Source organism: Nocardioides sp. (assembly GCF_047602075.1).
Classification (GTDB): domain Bacteria; phylum Actinomycetota; class Actinomycetes; order Propionibacteriales; family Nocardioidaceae; genus Nocardioides.
Window position 1 is genome coordinate 32,217 of sequence record NZ_JASGIF010000002.1, and the last position, 15,763, is coordinate 47,979.

Sequence of the window (15,763 nt, forward strand, 5' to 3'; positions counted from 1 at the left end):
CCTACCCGTCCAGCAGTTGGAGGATGTACGCCGGTCGGTCGGTGATGACCGCCTTCACGCCCAGTCGGAGGCAGGTCTCGAGCTGGGCCTCGGTGTTGACCGTCCAGACATGGAGGTCGTGCCCGCTCGCGACCATGGCCGCCGCCAGCTTCGGGTTCTCCTCCAGCAGTGCGATGCCCGGCCCCAGGATCCAGTCGCGACCGATGACCGGGGCCAACACCGGCCACGCCCGCCGACGCTCGACCAACATCACCAGCTGCAGGTCCGGCGTGAGCCGCCTCATCCGCTGCATCGCGTTGTAGGAGAAGCTCATCACCCGCGCCGGCGAGCCCTCCCGATGCCAGCCGAAGTGACGCAACGTCTCCGCGAGTCGACGCTCCACCAGACCGCCGTACCTGGTCGGGTGCTTGGTCTCGATAGCGATCTCGACACGACGCTCGTAGTCGGCGACGGTCTCGAGGAGCCGGTGCAGGGTCAGCACCCGGCCGAGCGCGCGATCCACCGTCGGCGCCTCGTCGTCCATCTCGGCCCACGGGTTCTTCCAGGAGGCGAAGTCGAGCTCGTCGAGCTCGGCCAGATGCATGGTGGAGACGATGCCGTGGTGGTCGGCGGTGCGGCGCAGATCCCGGTCGTGGACGCACACCAGGTGGCCGTCCGCGGTTAGACGTACGTCGCACTCGAGGGCCCCGGCTCCCTCGTCGAGCGCCTGCACGTAGGCCTCGAGAGTGTGCTCCGGCTTCTCGTGGCTGGCCCCACGATGCGCGACCACCTGCGGCCTCATGCGCGCATTCTCGCGCGAACCGACCTGACGGCGCCGCACGAACCGCGGAGGAACTTCCCCGACCTGTCTGGCCCGAGCTGCGGCTGCGGTCGGCAACCACGAGAAGGCAACCACACAGGACACACAGGCGCCTAGAACACACGGGCCACACAGGGGATCGGCCGATCGGAAGGAACGGCTCATGCAAACGACGATCCGCAACATCACCTTCGACTGCGCGGATGCCTGGGCGTTGGCGGGGTTCTGGTCCCGACTCCCGCACGTTCGGGCTCAACTACTCCTGAACGATCAGCCCGTGGGCCAGTCGGCGAGAGTGTCGAGGAACATCTGCCGGACCCTGGCGACCTGACGGTCCAGCGTCCTCGTGGTCCAGCGGGCGGTGCTGATCGGGGGAAGCACGGCGACCTGGACGGTGCCGGAGTTGATCAGGAACGAGTGTGGCGCCATGATCTCGCCGGCGTTGCGGATGACGACGGGGACCATCGGAACCTTGGCCTGGAGGGCGAGGTGGAAGGCGCCCTTCTTGAAGGGCAGCAACCTGGGCGTGGGAGAGCGGGTCCCCTCGGGTGCGATGACCAGCGAGGTGCCCTTGCGCAGGCTCTCCACCGCCGGCTCCAGCGCAGCCTTGGCCGCGGTCACGTCGGTCCGGTCGACGTAGGCGATGTCGGCGAGCCAACCGATCGCCGCGAAGGTGGGGTCCCTCTTCAGCTCCTTCTTCGCGACGCCGGTGAAGTCACGTCGCATCAGCGAGCCGAGCACTGCAACGTCCAGCTGGCTCTGGTGGTTGAACACGAAGACCGCGGGGCGTGCGCTCCAGAGGTTCTCCTCGCCGATCACGTCCAGCTTGACCCCGGCGGCCGCCAGCGACAGCTGGGAGCCCACCGTCGAGGCGACCTCGAGCGCCGTACGGCGGTCGCGGTTCACCAGGCCCAGTCCGAGCCCCGTCGCGACACCGGTGCCGAGTCCGGCCAGCGAGGCTGCGCTGCGCACGACGGCGACCGGGTTGAAGCGCAGGTGTCGGGTCAGCCGATAGACCCGCCAGCCGCGCTCCTTCGCTGCGGCGGTGAGGCCGCCGTCGGCGTTGAGCGGCCGGGGCCGACCCACGGTCTCGAGGTAGAGCAGGTCCTCGGCTCCGTTGCCGTAGGCATAGGACTGATCCAGGTCCACGCCGCGCTCGGCCGCGAAGGCCACGACCGCCTCGGCCTTGCCCGGGCCCCACAGGATCGGGCCGGCGACCTTGCCGGTGAGGACGCCGTCCTCGTCCTCGACCTCGGTGACCAGGAGGTGCTCGATGTCGAGGTCCGCGGCGGCGTCCTGGGCCTGGAACCGGGTCGCCGAGGACGCCATCGCTACGGTGTGGCCGGCAGCCAGGTGAGCGGCCACCAGGCGACGCGCCTCGGGGTAGACCTTGGCGGCGACCTTGCTGCGCCACAGCTCCTGGCTGAACCGCTCGATCTCCGCACGGTCGCGTCCGGCGAGTGAGCCCAGCGCGACTTCGACCAGACGGGTGACGTCGTGGCCGCGCTGCTGCATGTTGAAGATCTCGATCAGCGTCTGGAACAGCTCCGACACCCCGATGTCCCCACTGGTGAGGCGGTCTCGGAAGTAGAGCGCTGCGGAGTAGCCGTCGATGAGGGTGCCGTCGAAGTCGAAGAACGCGCCGACCTCGGGGCCCTGGGGGCCGGACTCGATGTCGGCGAGCAGGTCGTCGATGTCGGCCATGGTCACTCCCCTTCGGGTGTCGCGGCGTGCAGCGACATGTCTCGGTTGACACTCACGGCATGGACGGCGGCGCGCAGCTCCTCGGCGAAGGCCTCCCGGGCTGTCCGCAGGTCCTCGCCTCCCGGGCCGAGCAGCTGCCGGTTGCCGGCCAGCTTCAGTGCGTTGGTCATCAGGTCCTTCGAGATCGACTCGGGGCTGTGCAACTCGTGCTGCAGCCAGCGCTGCTTGGCCACCCCGAGGCTCTCGGCAACCAGCTCGTCCTCCGCAACCGGGGCGGCCGGCTCTCGGGTGGCGAGTCGGTCGGCCACCACCTGATAGGCCTCCAAGAAGGGCCCCACCACCCGGTGGGCCAAGACGAGCCGCGCCTGCTGCTGACGGGCGACGACCATGCTGACGGTCACCTGGTCGGGGTCGAGATCGGGTGAGGTGAGGGCGGTCTCGGCCCGGATGTCGGCGTCGAACTCCGCCTTGGTGGCGAAGAAGAACTCGTATTTGAGGAGGTCCCGCAGGGCCAGCGCCCGCTCCCAGATCACCGGGGTCAAGCTGACCTTCTCGTCGGCTGCCTCCGGGGACGCCTGGGCCTGCACCGCGGCGAGCTCGACGATCGCGCGGGTGATGAAGTAGTGGGTCACCGTGTTGCGATAGAACGCCGCCTCGTGTTGCCGGTCGGCGGCGATCCGGTAGACCGGCTCGACGCCGCCGTCGAACTCCTCCACGACGCCCTCCCGGACCAGGGTGCGCAGCGCCCGCCGCATGCCGTCCGGTCGGCCGAGGTCGACGTCGGAGGTGATCGGCAGGCGACGCTGCCGGACGTACTCCAGCAGCGGCTCCAGCACGCCGAGCGTCTGGGCCAGCGTCAGCGCCCGGCCGTCGTTGTCCAACAACCCGAAGGTGACCAGGGCGGAGGGCGTGATCGGGGTGGCGGCGTTGATCCGGTGTGCCACCTCGAAGGCGACCCGGGGCACCACCTCGGTCGGATCTGCGGATCCGGCTCGCTCCGCCGCCTCGTCGAGCGCGGACCGCAGGAAGACCGGTGGGCCGAATCGGACATAGACCCGGCCGCGACGCCGTGACTGGTCCTTGGCGAAGCGCCATGCCCAGCCCAGGCTCTCGGGAGTCTTGGCGCCGCCGGACTCCTCGAAGGACAGCGCGGCCACCTCAGCCTGCTGGTCGTAGACGATCGACACCGGCACCAGCGCGACGTCGTCGGCCTGGCCACCGTTGCTCGCGAAGGCGTCGACGAGATAGCGCAGCACCCCCATCCGGGGTGGCCGGAGCTTGCCGGTGCGGGTCCGACCGCCTTCGAAGTACCACTCCAGGTTCTCGTGCCCTCGCAACAACTGGCCGAAGTAGAGCCGCATCATCGCCGGATAGATCGGGTCGTCGCGGGTCGATCTGCGGATGAAGATCAGGCCACTGCGCCGGCCCAGTTCTGAGAGCGGCCACATGGCCAGGTTGATCCCGCCGAGGATGTAGTTCGGCGGGAAACCGTGATCGGCCAGAGCCTTGCGCAGCACCAGTGGATCCAGGTAGGAGCGGTGGTTGGGCAAGAACACCAGCGAGTGGCGTCGATCGAGCTCACGCAAGTCGGGCAGGGTCGAGGCGTCCACGTCCACGATGTAGGAGCGGGTCAGCCACCGCCCCAACCGGTCCCAGACCTGGGTTGCCTGGTTGCCGACCTGCGCGGTCATCTCGTCGAGGCACTGCTGGGCCTCGCGGCATACGTCGCCCTCGGGGCGACCCGTGCGAGCCGCCAGATCGGCGACGGCTGCGTTGAACTCGGGGGTCCGGTGGAGCGCAGCGGGTGTCGGCACGCCCTAACCCTCCCCGAAGGACTCGGGGAGGTCCACCCCCAGGTCCGCTTCATAGGCGCGTGGATCCTCGAGGGGCTCGACATGGGTCGAGACCTCGAGATGGTCGAGGCGCTCTCGAAGCCGTTGCTCGGCCAGCCCTGATCGATCGACCGCCGTCACGGCTGCCAGAGTCGCACCGGCAGGCTGTCGATGCCATACACGATGGAGAGCTCTCTGAAGTCGATGTCCTCACCGGTGAGCTCGAGGTCCGGGAAGCGGCGCGCCAGCCCGCGCAGGGCGGCCTTCAACTCCATCCGGCCGAGCTCGGCGCCCAAGCAGCGGTGCATGCCGTGCCCGAAGGCCAGGTGCGACGGGGTCGTCGAGCGGTGCGGGTCGAAGGTGTCCGGGTCGTCCCAGGTGCGCGGGTCCCGGTTGGCCTGCACCAGCGAGACCAGCACCGGGTCGCCCTTGCGGACCTGCTTGCCGAACAGGTCGTGATCCTCGCGGGCGAAGCGGGCGAAGGCGATCTGCACCGGCGTCAGCATCCGCAGCAGCTCTTCGACGATGGCCGTCACCTCGTCGTCGCTGCCGGTCTGCAGCAGCTGCCAGGCCTCGGGCTGTCCCGCCAGCAGGAACGTGCTCATCACGAGCATGCTCGCGCTGGTCTCGTAGCCGCCGAGCAGGACGCCGTCCGCGACGCCGCCCAGCTCCACGTCGTCGAACTCGTCGCCGTGGTCGCGCACCATGGCACCGATCAGACCCTCACCAGGGTCGGTGCGCTGCCGGGCGACTTCTGCGATGAGGAACTCCCGCGAGGAGGTGGCCGCCCCGAACGAGCTGTCGCCGCCCTTGCTGACGTCGAATCTCGCGGCCCCCAACTGGTGGAACAGATCGAAGTCGATCTCGGGCAGTCCGAGCAGCTCGCTGATCACTCGGAACGGCACCCGGAAGCCGAAGTCGAAGACCAGGTCGGCCTCAGGCCCGTGGGCAGCCATCTCGTCGAGGGTCTCCTGGACGACCTTGTCGATCAGGGGGTCCAGCCGCGAGAGCCTGCGTCGGGTGAACTCCGGGGTGAGCATCGCTCGGAAGCTTGGTGTGATCCGGCGGGTCGGTCATGCCGAGACCGCCGACCTCGTTGGCGCCGGATCGCTCGGCGGCGCCGAGGAGATGCCGGATGTTGTTGCTGTAGTTGGTCGAGTCGGCCAGCACCGCGCGCGCCTCGTCGTAGCCCGTGACCAGCCAGACGTTCATGCCCAGCAGCCGGGTCACGCGGGTGACCGGCTCCTTGGCCTGGACGTCCCGGAGTCGCTGCACCGGGTCGATGCCGTCCCGGCGCAGGGGGTACGTCGCTCGGCGCGGCACCCGGCGCAGGCTGGTCAGGTCGGGATTGCCGCTTCCCCCGCCGCGGGCCATCGCCCGCTTCATCAGACTGCGCCGGACCCGCATCGCGGCATTGGACACCAGCCCTGGCATGCCTTCGATCGTAGGCGGTCCCCGCCCCTCCCACGAAGGCGGGCACCCCGCCGGGAGGCGATCGGCGCAATCGCCGCGTGGGAACGTGCGCCCGTAGTGCCCGTTGGTTTCTCAGTAACCTGGGAAGACGCGGCGCAGGTCTTCCAGGGTGAGGGCTCCGGCGACCTCGACCTCACCGACGTACGGCTCCTTCAGCCGGCCACCGAGCAACCGGACCACGGCCTCCGGGGGCGCGGTGAACGTCGCTGTGGGCTCGACCTGGTCGCGTGTCAACCGCACCGAGTCGTCGATCACGAGTGAGACGTCGGTCCCCGCCACGGCGAGCACGGTCGGGGACTCCAGCTGGTCGGCCTTCCCGGTGAACCCGAGGAAGAAGCCGAGTCCACCCAGGAAGTGGTCGATCTGGATCTCGGCAGCCTCGGCGTCGAGGGTTGCGGCCGGATCGAGCGCGACGAAGAGGTCCCAGGAGTGCTGGCTCACCTCGCTGAGCCGCATCCCGGCATAGGTCTCCAGCGGCAGCGGCGCCGGCAGGAATCCGAGCGGCACCTCCAGGCCGGCTCGCTGCTCGGCAGTCAGGCTCTCGAAGAGATCGACCAGCTCGGCGTCCGCAACGAGGAAGGAGTCAGCCTGAGCCCGGGCGGACAGCGCGTTCCAGCGCTCCCACACTTCGGTGTTGAACTCCTGGTCGGGCTGGTCGCCCTCGCCGAGGGCATACCTGAGCGTGGCCGCGGCGATCTCGGCGCCGCTGCCGAGATGGGACAACACATCTGCCACCGACCAGTCCGAGGCCCCGGAGCGGAGTGCCAACTCGGTGTCGGAGAGTGAGGGCACGGTCGCGGCAAGCGCTTCGTGATGGCGTCGGAGCGCGGCGATGGTGCGGTCGGTGAGAGTGGTCATTCCCAGGTAACCCCCGCGTGGGCGAGTCTGTTCCGCTTCGCCCTCGGCGGTGTCCACGCTCCGGCGTAGCCTCCCGGTCATGGCCGCTCCCCACCAGCTCACTCGTCGTGAGGCTCGACGGATCGCCGTCGCCGCCCAGCGGCTGACGGCCGATCGACCCACGGAGCTGCTGCCGCTGATCCGGCACCTGACCTTCGTGCAGTACGACATCACCAAGGTGGTCGCGCCCAGCGCTGATCTGGTGGCGTGGAGTCGCCTCGGGTCGTCGTACTCCCCCGAGGAGATGCGCGAGGCACTTGACGAGCAGCGACTGTTGGAGCTGGACGTGCGGATCAGGCCGGCCGAGGATCTCCGCCTCTACCGGGCGGAGATGGCGGCCTGGCCCGGCGCCGGCGAGCTCCTCGACTGGCAGGTCGGCATCGCCGCCTGGGTGGACGCCAACGATGCTTGCCGGCTCGACATCCTCGACCGGCTCCGCAGCGACGGGCCGCTTCCGCTGAGCGAGCTACCAGACACGATCGTGCGCCCGTGGCGCTCGTCGGGCTGGACCAACAACAAGAGCGTGCAGAAGCTGCTCACCTTCATGGTCGCGCGCGGCGAGGTCGCGCTGTCGGCTCGGGAGGGCGCCGAGAAGCTCTGGGACCTGGCGGAGCGGGTCTATCCGGACGATCCGGTGGTGCCGCTCGATGAGGCGAAGGCCGAGCAGGGCCGACGCCGGCTCGCCTCCTTGGGCATCGCCCGGGCGCGCGCCGCGGTCACCCCTGCCGAGCCCAACGACGTCGGTGAGGCTGGCGAGGCGGCTGTGGTCGACGGCGTGCGTGGCCGGTGGCGGGTGGACCCTGGCCTGCTCGGACAGCCGTTCCGAGGGCGGGCGGCGCTGCTCTCACCGCTGGATCGCCTGGTCTTCGACCGCAAGCGGATGGCAGAGATCTTCGAGTTCGACTACCAGCTGGAGATGTACAAGCCGGTTCGTCAGCGCCGGTGGGGGTACTGGGCGCTGCCGGTGCTCTACGGCGACCGTCTGGTCGGCAAGCTCGACGCCACCGCCGACCACCCGGCGGGCGAGCTGATCGTGCATGCGTTGCACGACGATGGCGATTGGTCGGCCACCCAGCGCGCGGCCGTCCACGACGAGATCGAGGCGCTGGCCGACTGGCTCGGCTTGGCCGTCGTCCTCCCCTGACTCCATCTCCGGTCGCCGGACGGTCAGCGGCGGCGGGTCCAGCGGCTCGCTGCCGAGGAGGAGAGCGCGATCAGCTCCAGGACCGAGACGGCCGCGTGCGCCAGCGCCTGGAGGCGGCCGTCGTCGACCACATGAAACTGGGTGGCTCGGAGAAGCACGCTCACCACTGCGATCACGAGCAGGGTCCGACGCGCGATGGCCGACCTGCGCAGGACGGCGATGGCCAAGGCGGCGTTCGCGACGGCGAGCCCCAAGGCCGTCCAGGCCAGGCCGTTCTCCCCAGATCGCACCGTCACCGCCGTGATGACGAACCACACCGCGGCCAGCAGGCTGGTCGCGATCGGCAGCACCACCTGGATCGGGATCCGGTCGGACACGACGGGTCGCAGATCTGGAGCACCCGGGTCGGGGGCGACCGCAGCCAGCTCCAGGATCGGCAAGGTGCCATCGGTGTGGATCGCGTCGCCGCCGCCGTTGCGGGAGTGGTAGCTCGTGGTGAAGTCCACCAGCGGCACCACCTTGGCCTCTGGCGCCGCTGCCTGGACGGTGTCGACGACATGGTCGCGCTCGACGTCGATGTCGGCGTCGATCTTGTGGGTCACTTGGAGGGTGAACAGCGAGAGCCCTACCCGGCGGTCGTAGGTGCCGCCGCCGAGCCAGTCGACTCGGTGGCCTCCGGGCAGCGGCCAGCCGTCCGGCGTACGCCAGAACCGCACGTGGTGACGCTGCCCGGGGTTGCCGTCGACCTCTTGTTGGTAGGCCGCGTCTTGGGCCCTGCCGAAGAGGAAGAGCGGACTGACCGGCGCTTCCGGGTAGCTGCGTCGGGCCAAGGTGGCGGCGACGATCTTCGCCGAGCTGCTCAGGTCGACGGGGTCGGCCAGGGTCCAACCGGCGCGCTTCATCACCGTGGCCAGCTGCTCCGCCGTGCCGCGCACGGCGAGGTTGAGCGGGTCGCCCAGCAGGCCGTCCGAGGTGCGCGTCCGACCGATGAAGTAGTCCGGGACGTAGATGCTCGCCAGGATCCTGTTCAGCCGGGGCAGGGCCAGATAGGCCAACACCAGCCAGAAGACGACCAGTGCCACCACCGTCCACCAGGTCAGCCGGTCGTTGACCTGCACCAGCGCATAGGCCAACCAGATTGCCGCGATCGTGCCGAGACCGAAGAAGATCCGGTCGACCAGGTGTGCCCGATCAGCGACGACACCCGGAATGGTGCGGACCTTGGTCGGGAGGCTCACAGCGACAGTGTGTCACCGGAGGTGCTCACTCGCGACCGCCCGTCCCGCCCAGCCCGCGGCCACCACTCACTGCGTCGTCACCACGGAGCAAGCCGAGTGTGGCCAGCAGATCCTCGTCGAGCTGGATCCACACCGACCTTCCTAGGAGGTTCCGCCAATAGGGGCTGTCGAGTTGGACGTCGTTCCAGTGCGTGCATGAGTGCCGCCGACGAGGGAGACGGGCCGGAGGCCCGGTGACTGAGGAGAAGGTGCCCAGGTGCGTGCTGGGGCGGCGGCCAGCCGACATTCACCCTCTTGGCGGAACCTCTAGGTCGGTGGTCGCAGAACGGTGCGCTGCGGATCGGTCACCGATAGCTCACCGACTCCGCAGGAAGGTGCCGAAGTGGGGCACGGTGAAGGCGACCGAGCCGCGCTCGGCGGCGTAGATGAGGCCCTTCTTGATCAGCCCGTCGCGGGCCGGCGAGAGCGACTGGGGTCGGCGGTCGAGGTGGTCGGCGACCTCGGCGGTGGGCACCTGGTCGGCGCCCAGGTCCGCCATCGCGGTTAGGTAGTCGCGCTCGGCAGGGGTGGCGCGCTCGAAGCGGGCACCGAAGAAGCCGACCGCGAGCTCCGCTTCGGCCTCGGGGGCGCCGGCGCGCACGTCGTCGCTGCGGATGGGCGAGCCCACGGCCGCGTCCCAGGTGACCTTGCCGTAGGCCTGCACGAAGTAGGGATAGCCGTCGGTCATCTCATAGAGCAGATCGAGTGCCCCGGGCTCGAAGTCGACGCCCTCCTCTGCCGCCGGCACCCGCCAGGCACGATCGGCCATCTCGCGCGGTAGCCGGTCTACGGCGACGTAGCGGAAGAGACGCTCGGCGTACGACTTCGAGGCGGCCAGCACGGTCGGCAGGTGCGGCAACCCGGCGCCGACGAGCAGGACGGGAGCGCCCTGCTGACTCATCTCGTGGGCGGCACCGCACAACGCGCCGAGCTCGGCGGTCGGGATGTCTTGCATCTCGTCGACGAAGAGGGCTACGCCGACCGAGAGGTCACGCGCGAGCGAGCCCACGTCACTGAACAGCTCGATGAGGTCCAGCTCGAGGTCACCGGAGTCGGCACGGCCCTTGGTGGCGACCACGTCCACGGGTGGGATCCAGCGCAGCCCACGCCGATCCGGCAGGCCGGTCCGCTGGGCAAAGCTCTTGACGACGCCTGCCACCCCGTCGACCCGGTCCGGGTCCCGATGCCGGTGGGCGACCTCACGCACCGCGGCGTGCACGGCCTGGGCGAGCGGGAGCCGGATCGACTGGTCCGGCCGCGCCTCGACCTTGCCGGTGCCCCACACCCGGTTGACCGCCTGCCCGCGGAGCGCGTTGAGCAGCACGGTCTTGCCCACGCCGCGCAGCCCGGACAACACCATGCTGCGCTCGGGGCGGCCCGCCGCGACCCGCTCCAAGGTCACCTCGAACTGCTCCAGCTCCCGGTCCCGCCCGGCCAACTCGGGCGGCCGCTGCCCAGCGCCCGGGGCGTAGGGATTGCGGACCGGATCCATGTCAGGACTGTATGGCGCTCTCTAGCGTCAGCCCTAGACGTGGTACGGCGTGGCGTAGCCTCTGCGCACCCCCAGCCCGGTCCGGGCTCAGCCCCGGCCCCTCAGACCCGGCCCCTCAGACCCAGCCCCTCAGACCTGACCGCTCAGTCCTGGCGGCGCGTCTTCCAGGACTCGACAGCCTCCTGCCGGGCCTGTTCACCGAGCTCGGCGTACCGCGCCTGGAGCCGGTCGCGCACCTCCTCGGGGGTGTACGCGCGCCGCTGCCGCTCCCGTCGGGCCACCACCACGCCCGTCGCGGCGACGCCAGCCACCCCCGCCAGCCCGATCGCCTTCCACCACCTACCCGCCATGGGCACAGGGTAGCTGCCGGGCGGGCTGGACCCTTGGCTTCGCCACCACGGGGCGGCTACCGGGGCTCGGAGCTCCGGCTGCTGCCCGAATTGCCGGCCCGCGGTGGTCGCTCCTGTCGCTGTGGCACCTGGGAACCAGGCACCACCACCGACCCGGCAAGCAACCCGGCGGCCCTGGCCAACGGTGGTGGTGTGCGGGGTCATCACCTGGGTGCTGTACGCCCGCCCAGGGACTCCCAAGCCCAGCTGACCGTCCGGATCGGGCAGACTGCCCGCCATGAGTGACGGCATCAGGCTGGATCAGGCGGTCGAGATCACCCGCACCGGCGACGTGTGGCTCTTCCGCGGGGACACCGGTGCCGACAAGGCGATCCGGCTGGCTACCAACGCTCCGGTCAACCATGTGGCACTGGCCGTCGTGGTCGACGACCTGCCGCCGATGATGTGGCACGCCGAGCTCGGCAAGCGACTCGTCGACCTCTGGACCGGCACCCACCACCGCGGAGCCCAGCTGCACGACCTGCGTGCGGCGGTGCTGCGGTGGACCCGCACCCGCAGCCAACGGGTCTGGCTGCGCCAGCTCGACCCGGAGGCGGGCGAGCCGGAGAACGATGCGGTGCTGCGCACCATCGCCCGGTGGAACGGCACCTCGTTTCCCAGCACCGCCACCCTCGCCTGGCGCTGGGCGACCGGTCGATCCGAGGTGTCTCGGGTGCGGGAGTCGGTCGGCCACGTCGTGGACCGGTCCGCGGACGGGGGCGCCGGGTCGATCCAGGCTCAGGCAGAGGTCGCCTACTGCGCGGAGTTGGCGGCCATCACCTACCAGGCGATGGGGGTGCTGACCGAGGAGCGGCCGGTGAACTGGTACGACCCCGGCCGCTTCTGGAGCGGCGACCACCTCCCGCTCGCCGACGGCTGGTCGATCGGCGGCGAGACCGAGGTGCTCGTCGACCGGACGCGCTAGCGCCTACTTCAGCAACCGGGACATCCGGCGGTCGGCGAGCGGCTTACCACCGGTCTGGCAGCTGGGGCAGTACTGCAGACTGGAGTCTGCGAAGGACACCTCGCGCACGGTGTCACCACAGATCGGGCAGGGCAGCCCGGTCCGACCATGCACGGAGAGGTGCGACTTCTTCTCCTTCTTCAGGTCGGCTGCGCCGAGGCCGTGCGACCGTTGGACGGCATCGCCGAGCACGTCGCGGATCGCCGTGTAGAGCGTCGCCAACTCGTCCTCGGCGAGGCTGTTGGCCGGCTTGAACGGCGACATCCCGGCTGCGTGCAGGACCTCGTCGGAGTAGGCGTTGCCGATGCCCGCGATGTTGCTCTGCTGGCGCAGCACTCCCTTGATCTGAGCCCTGCCGGCCTCCTCTAGGATCCCGCCCAGCACCTCGGTGGTGAAGGTCCCGGCGAGCGGATCGGGCCCTAGCCGGGTGATCCCGGGCACGTCCGCGGGGTCGCGGACGACATACAGCGCCAGGCTCTTCTTCGTCCCCGCCTCGGTGATGTCCAGCCCGGTGCCGTCGTCGAGCACCACCCGCGCCGCTAACGACGACTTGCTGTTGGGTCGCGCCGGCAGAGCGGGCACCTCGTCGCGCCAGCGCACCCATCCGGCGCGGGCCAGATGCAGCACCAGATGCAGCCCCGAGGCGGTGATGTCGAGGAACTTGCCGTGGCGAATGACGTCCTCGACCAGCGTCCCCTCGAGCGCCGACAGCGGAGGGTCGAAGGTCTTCAGCGCGCTGAACGCTGCGAGGTCGACCCGCGCGATCGCACGATCAGCCAGCCGACTCTTGAGGTCCACAGCCAGCGCCTCCACCTCGGGCAGCTCGGGCACGCGCGCCAGTGTAGTAGCGCCCGGCCGACCAGCGCAGCGAGCGAGGCAGCACCCAGATCCTCTCCTCTTCGACGGGTTGTTGGGGCATGATGGGTAGATGAAGGGTGTGCGTCCACTGCCGCCGGCTGGCTCGGCGTTCTTGGACGCGCGCGGTGGCGATCGGTCGCTGCGGGTGACCTGGCACCCCGAGGACGGCCTGGTCGTCCTCTCGCTGTGGCGAGACAACGTCTGCGCGGGCTCGTTCCGCGTCGCCACCGAGGACGTCCCCCACCTGATCGAGACGCTCGTCGCCGGACTCGCCCAGGTCAACACACCCCGCTCCGCCTAGGCGAAGGCTGCGGGCAGCGGCAACTCAACGGCGGTGCCGAGCCGGGCGAGATAGCTGCGCCGCGGAATAGTGGCCACACCCAGCGTGGCCAGGTGCGCGGTCTGCCACTGGACGTCGAGGAGGCGAGTGTCGGCGTACTCGTCCCGCAGCAGGTCGACCAGCCCGACCAGGGCGACCTTGGAGGCGTCGGTCTCGACGTGGAACATCGACTCGCCGGCGAACAGGCCACCGATCGCGACGCCGTACAGCCCTCCTGCCAGTCGGCCGTCTCGCCACGCCTCGACCGAGTGGGCCCAGCCCAGCTCGTGCAGCCGCAGATAGGCGGCCTGGATGTCGGCGTCGATCCACGCCCCGTCGCGAGACGGGTCGGCGCAGCCGGCGACGACCTCGGCGAAGGCGGTGTTCACCCGGATCTCGAAGCGGCGCACCGATCGGCCCAGCGAGCGAGAGACCCGCAGTCCGTCCAGGGGGAGGATGCCGCGGCGCACCGGGCAGAACCAGTACGGCGGGTCTCCGGGCGCACCTGACGGCATCGGGAAGAGGCCCTGACGATAGGCCGCGATCAGCGTGCCCGGAGCGAGGTCGGCACCCACCGCCACCAGGTCGTCGCGGGCGTCGAATCGCGCCGGGGCGCCGAAGTCCCAGACGCTCGGGGGGACGGGCGCGGGCACGCTGCCACGGTAGCGGGCGCGGCTACTGAACGACGCCGTACATTGATCCCATGGACCAGCAGCCCACCCGCGACGCGAGCCAAGCGCTCGCGACCGCCGGTGTGGCCTCGGGGCTCACGGCCGGCTTCGTGCGGGAGGCGTTGCACCGGGCGATCCACGGACTCGGGCCGTTGCCGGCCGCTGCGCGAGCGGCGGAGTACCGGCTGCGCCGGCAGGACGGTGACACCGCGCGCGCGGTGTCCGAGCTGATCTCCGACCACGTCCGCTATGCCGGAGCGCAGGGCTTCTTGACCAGCCTGGGTGGTGTGGTCACCGCGCCGGTCACCATCCCGGCCAACGTCGCCGGACTCGCCCTGGTGGAGACCAGGATGATCGCCGGGATCGCACACCTGCGTGGCTACGACCTGGCCGACCCTCGGGTCGGCAACGCGGTGCTGGCCTGTGTGATCGAGGAGAAGCGGGTCGACGAGCTGGTCCGTGAGCAGCGGCTGCCGGCACCACCGATGGCGCTCGCCACCGCGCCGGTGCACGACCCCGACCTCGACGCCCTGGTCACCAGCGAGGTCACCACCGACCTGCTCGCCCGGATCACCGGTCGACGGATGGCGGTCAGTGTCACCCGCAAGGTGCCGGTCTTCGGCGGCCTGGTCGGCCTCGGGGTGGACGGCTATGCGACCTGGCGCGCCGGGAGGTACGCCGAGCGCGAGTTCCTGCCCCGGCGCGCTCCGTCATCGGACTGAGAACGTGTGTGGGCAGGAATGAGGTGGGGTGTCTGCGTCGCCGGAACCTCTCAATGTCCCCGACGCCGCTCGGCTCGATCCCGAACTAGGTTGACCAGTTGTCGGTCCGGGTCGGATCGCCGCGCGGCCTCGCGCGTCATCGCTTCGAGGCTCTGCAGCGCGACGTCGAGCACCGACGCGGCCGGGACCCGATCAGGGTTGTCCCACTCAGTGTCCTCAGCGGGCCGCACGGGTCGAAGGTCGGCGAGGTCGCCGATCACCTCGACGCCACTGCCTTCCAACCAGTCGATCCACAGCTCAGCCTGCTCCTCGACCCACGGATACCGCTTCGGGGGAAGGCGGACCGGGTCGCCCTCGCGGGTGGCTAGCTCGCGTTGTGCGAGCAGGTGCAGCACCAAGGCGTCATAGGCCCAGTCGCCGCGCACCCCACGACCGAGTCGACGGTTCAGCTGCCGGATCAGTTCGGTCTCGGCCATCCCGAGGGATCGGTTCGCACGCTCACTGTCCAGCGGCGCCCAGGCCGGCTCGATGTCGAAGGCCCGGCAGAACCGGAGCCACAGCTCCTCACCCCTCCTGCGCTGTGCCTCGGTCGGCGGCACGGTGACCACGTGCACCTGTTGGGGCGGTAGGTGGGCCCCCCAAGTGTTCAGCACACTGGGCAGGTCGAGGGCCTGCCCGGCCCAGGCCTTGCCGTCACGGAACTGGCTGAGGAACCGTCGGAACCGCCACTTCCGACCTTGCTTGATGCTCTCCTGCCAGGCGGCCGGAAGCTGTCGGGCCAGATCGCGTGCGGAGTAGACGATATGCACCTCGAAGCCCTGCAGATCGTTCATCACCCGCGCCACCTTGTCCGGAGAGGCGGGGGCGAGGATCTCGTGACTGATGATCACCGACCCGCGCGCGCGGCGTACCTTCCTCATCAGCCCGTCCCAGTGCCCGTCCGCATGCCCGGGAGGACCACCCCAGTCCTCGCCGAGCAGGTCCAGCGCGGCGCGGAACTGGTAGACCTGAGGGCTCACGAACCGCGAGCCGGTCGGCACCAGGACGTCGCGGTCGGCCAGCCGGTCGGCGTTGCGGGAGAGCCGGTCCTGCAGATAAGTCGTCCCCGTCTTGGGTGCACCGATGTGCAGATAGACCGACCGGCTCATGACTCGATTCTGCCCCACCCGCCGCGCCGCTCCCGCGAGACGTCATCGCTTCGGGTCGCCCGGTGGGTATGACG

17 protein-coding genes are annotated in these 15,763 nt (G+C 70.2%); 4 read left to right on the forward strand and 13 right to left on the reverse strand.

The genetic code is table 11. From position 1 onward, the window contains the following. Position 1 precedes the first annotated feature (1 nt). From QM714_RS12850 to QM714_RS12880, 7 genes are all read right to left on the reverse strand, one after another. Positions 2–781, reverse strand: coding sequence for a glycerophosphodiester phosphodiesterase (locus tag QM714_RS12850; RefSeq protein ID WP_415101174.1), 780 nt, complete (start codon positions 779–781; stop codon positions 2–4). Positions 782–1,069: 288 nt separating this feature from the next. Next, positions 1,070–2,503, reverse strand: coding sequence for an HAD-IB family hydrolase (locus QM714_RS12855; protein ID WP_415101176.1), 1,434 nt, complete (start codon positions 2,501–2,503; stop codon positions 1,070–1,072). A 2-nt stretch (positions 2,504–2,505) separates the two neighbouring features. Next, positions 2,506–4,317, reverse strand: coding sequence for a 1-acyl-sn-glycerol-3-phosphate acyltransferase (locus tag QM714_RS12860; protein WP_415101178.1), 1,812 nt, complete (start codon positions 4,315–4,317; stop codon positions 2,506–2,508). 3 nt (positions 4,318–4,320) lie between these two features. Beyond that, on the reverse strand, positions 4,321–4,476 hold the full coding sequence (locus QM714_RS12865) for a hypothetical protein (RefSeq protein WP_415101180.1): 156 nt from the start codon (positions 4,474–4,476) through the stop codon (positions 4,321–4,323). Next, entirely contained in the window at positions 4,473–5,375 is a 903-nt protein-coding gene (locus QM714_RS12870) for a cytochrome P450 (protein WP_415101182.1), read from the reverse strand. Before QM714_RS12870 ends, QM714_RS12865 begins: the two co-directional genes overlap by 4 nt. Continuing rightward, complete coding sequence (locus QM714_RS12875; protein ID WP_415101184.1) at positions 5,272–5,769, reverse strand: hypothetical protein; 498 nt, start codon at positions 5,767–5,769, stop codon at positions 5,272–5,274. The genes QM714_RS12870 and QM714_RS12875 overlap by 104 nt, the downstream gene beginning before the upstream one ends. A gap of 111 nt (positions 5,770–5,880) precedes the next feature. Next, positions 5,881–6,666 (reverse strand): maleylpyruvate isomerase N-terminal domain-containing protein, encoded by a 786-nt coding sequence (locus tag QM714_RS12880; RefSeq protein WP_415101186.1) that lies wholly within the window; start codon positions 6,664–6,666, stop codon positions 5,881–5,883. Positions 6,667–6,745: 79 nt separating this feature from the next. Between QM714_RS12880 and QM714_RS12885 the strand changes: the two genes are divergently transcribed. Further along, complete coding sequence (locus QM714_RS12885; protein ID WP_415101188.1) at positions 6,746–7,849, forward strand: DNA glycosylase AlkZ-like family protein; 1,104 nt, start codon at positions 6,746–6,748, stop codon at positions 7,847–7,849. A 23-nt stretch (positions 7,850–7,872) separates the two neighbouring features. Here QM714_RS12885 and QM714_RS12890 read toward each other — a convergent pair whose 3' ends face one another. The 3 genes from QM714_RS12890 to QM714_RS12900 all read right to left on the reverse strand — a co-directional run bounded on the left by QM714_RS12890 (position 7,873) and on the right by QM714_RS12900 (position 10,968). After that, on the reverse strand, positions 7,873–9,087 hold the full coding sequence (locus QM714_RS12890) for an LssY C-terminal domain-containing protein (RefSeq protein ID WP_415101190.1): 1,215 nt from the start codon (positions 9,085–9,087) through the stop codon (positions 7,873–7,875). A gap of 355 nt (positions 9,088–9,442) precedes the next feature. Beyond that, positions 9,443–10,618: an ATP-binding protein gene (locus QM714_RS12895; RefSeq protein ID WP_415101192.1), complete on the reverse strand. Its 1,176-nt coding sequence runs from the start codon at positions 10,616–10,618 to the stop codon at positions 9,443–9,445. A gap of 143 nt (positions 10,619–10,761) precedes the next feature. After that, positions 10,762–10,968: a hypothetical protein gene (locus tag QM714_RS12900; RefSeq protein WP_415101194.1), complete on the reverse strand. Its 207-nt coding sequence runs from the start codon at positions 10,966–10,968 to the stop codon at positions 10,762–10,764. 277 nt (positions 10,969–11,245) lie between these two features. On the opposite strand from QM714_RS12900, the gene QM714_RS12905 reads away from it, so the two are divergent. Continuing rightward, the gene (locus QM714_RS12905) at positions 11,246–11,932 is read left to right on the forward strand and encodes a hypothetical protein (RefSeq protein ID WP_415101196.1); all 687 of its coding nucleotides are present in this window, start codon (positions 11,246–11,248) and stop codon (positions 11,930–11,932) included. A 3-nt stretch (positions 11,933–11,935) separates the two neighbouring features. Here QM714_RS12905 and QM714_RS12910 read toward each other — a convergent pair whose 3' ends face one another. After that, complete coding sequence (locus tag QM714_RS12910; protein WP_415101198.1) at positions 11,936–12,802, reverse strand: Fpg/Nei family DNA glycosylase; 867 nt, start codon at positions 12,800–12,802, stop codon at positions 11,936–11,938. 97 nt (positions 12,803–12,899) lie between these two features. Here QM714_RS12910 and QM714_RS12915 point away from each other — a divergent pair, with 97 nt between their 5' ends. Continuing rightward, positions 12,900–13,130 (forward strand): hypothetical protein, encoded by a 231-nt coding sequence (locus QM714_RS12915; RefSeq protein WP_415101200.1) that lies wholly within the window; start codon positions 12,900–12,902, stop codon positions 13,128–13,130. On the opposite strand, the gene aat is transcribed toward QM714_RS12915, so the two are convergent. Beyond that, entirely contained in the window at positions 13,127–13,801 is a 675-nt protein-coding gene (gene aat, locus QM714_RS12920) for a leucyl/phenylalanyl-tRNA--protein transferase (protein ID WP_415101202.1), read from the reverse strand. The genes QM714_RS12915 and aat overlap by 4 nt on opposite strands. 50 nt (positions 13,802–13,851) lie before the next feature. Between aat and QM714_RS12925 the strand changes: the two genes are divergently transcribed. Further along, positions 13,852–14,541, forward strand: a complete 690-nt coding sequence (locus QM714_RS12925; protein ID WP_415101204.1) for a hypothetical protein — start codon at positions 13,852–13,854, stop codon at positions 14,539–14,541. A gap of 50 nt (positions 14,542–14,591) precedes the next feature. On the opposite strand, the gene QM714_RS12930 is transcribed toward QM714_RS12925, so the two are convergent. Beyond that, a complete protein-coding gene (locus QM714_RS12930) occupies positions 14,592–15,689 on the reverse strand; it encodes a hypothetical protein (protein ID WP_415101206.1) in 1,098 nt (365 codons plus the stop codon). Positions 15,690–15,763 lie beyond the last annotated feature (74 nt).

What these genes read in the sequence shown, in the direction of transcription:
- QM714_RS12850 (WP_415101174.1), bottom strand. Translation starts at nt 781, where the DNA reads ATGAGGCCGCAGGTGGTCGCGCATCGTGGGGCCAGCCACGAGAAGCCG.
- QM714_RS12855 (WP_415101176.1), bottom strand. Translation starts at nt 2,503, where the DNA reads ATGGCCGACATCGACGACCTGCTCGCCGACATCGAGTCCGGCCCCCAG.
- QM714_RS12870 (WP_415101182.1), bottom strand. Translation starts at nt 5,375, where the DNA reads ATGCTCACCCCGGAGTTCACCCGACGCAGGCTCTCGCGGCTGGACCCC.
- QM714_RS12875 (WP_415101184.1), bottom strand. Translation starts at nt 5,769, where the DNA reads ATGCCAGGGCTGGTGTCCAATGCCGCGATGCGGGTCCGGCGCAGTCTG.
- QM714_RS12880 (WP_415101186.1), bottom strand. Translation starts at nt 6,666, where the DNA reads ATGACCACTCTCACCGACCGCACCATCGCCGCGCTCCGACGCCATCAC.
- QM714_RS12885 (WP_415101188.1), top strand. Translation starts at nt 6,746, where the DNA reads ATGGCCGCTCCCCACCAGCTCACTCGTCGTGAGGCTCGACGGATCGCC.
- QM714_RS12895 (WP_415101192.1), bottom strand. Translation starts at nt 10,618, where the DNA reads ATGGATCCGGTCCGCAATCCCTACGCCCCGGGCGCTGGGCAGCGGCCG.
- QM714_RS12900 (WP_415101194.1), bottom strand. Translation starts at nt 10,968, where the DNA reads ATGGCGGGTAGGTGGTGGAAGGCGATCGGGCTGGCGGGGGTGGCTGGC.
- QM714_RS12905 (WP_415101196.1), top strand. Translation starts at nt 11,246, where the DNA reads ATGAGTGACGGCATCAGGCTGGATCAGGCGGTCGAGATCACCCGCACC.
- QM714_RS12915 (WP_415101200.1), top strand. Translation starts at nt 12,900, where the DNA reads ATGAAGGGTGTGCGTCCACTGCCGCCGGCTGGCTCGGCGTTCTTGGAC.
- QM714_RS12925 (WP_415101204.1), top strand. Translation starts at nt 13,852, where the DNA reads ATGGACCAGCAGCCCACCCGCGACGCGAGCCAAGCGCTCGCGACCGCC.
- QM714_RS12930 (WP_415101206.1), bottom strand. Translation starts at nt 15,689, where the DNA reads ATGAGCCGGTCGGTCTATCTGCACATCGGTGCACCCAAGACGGGGACG.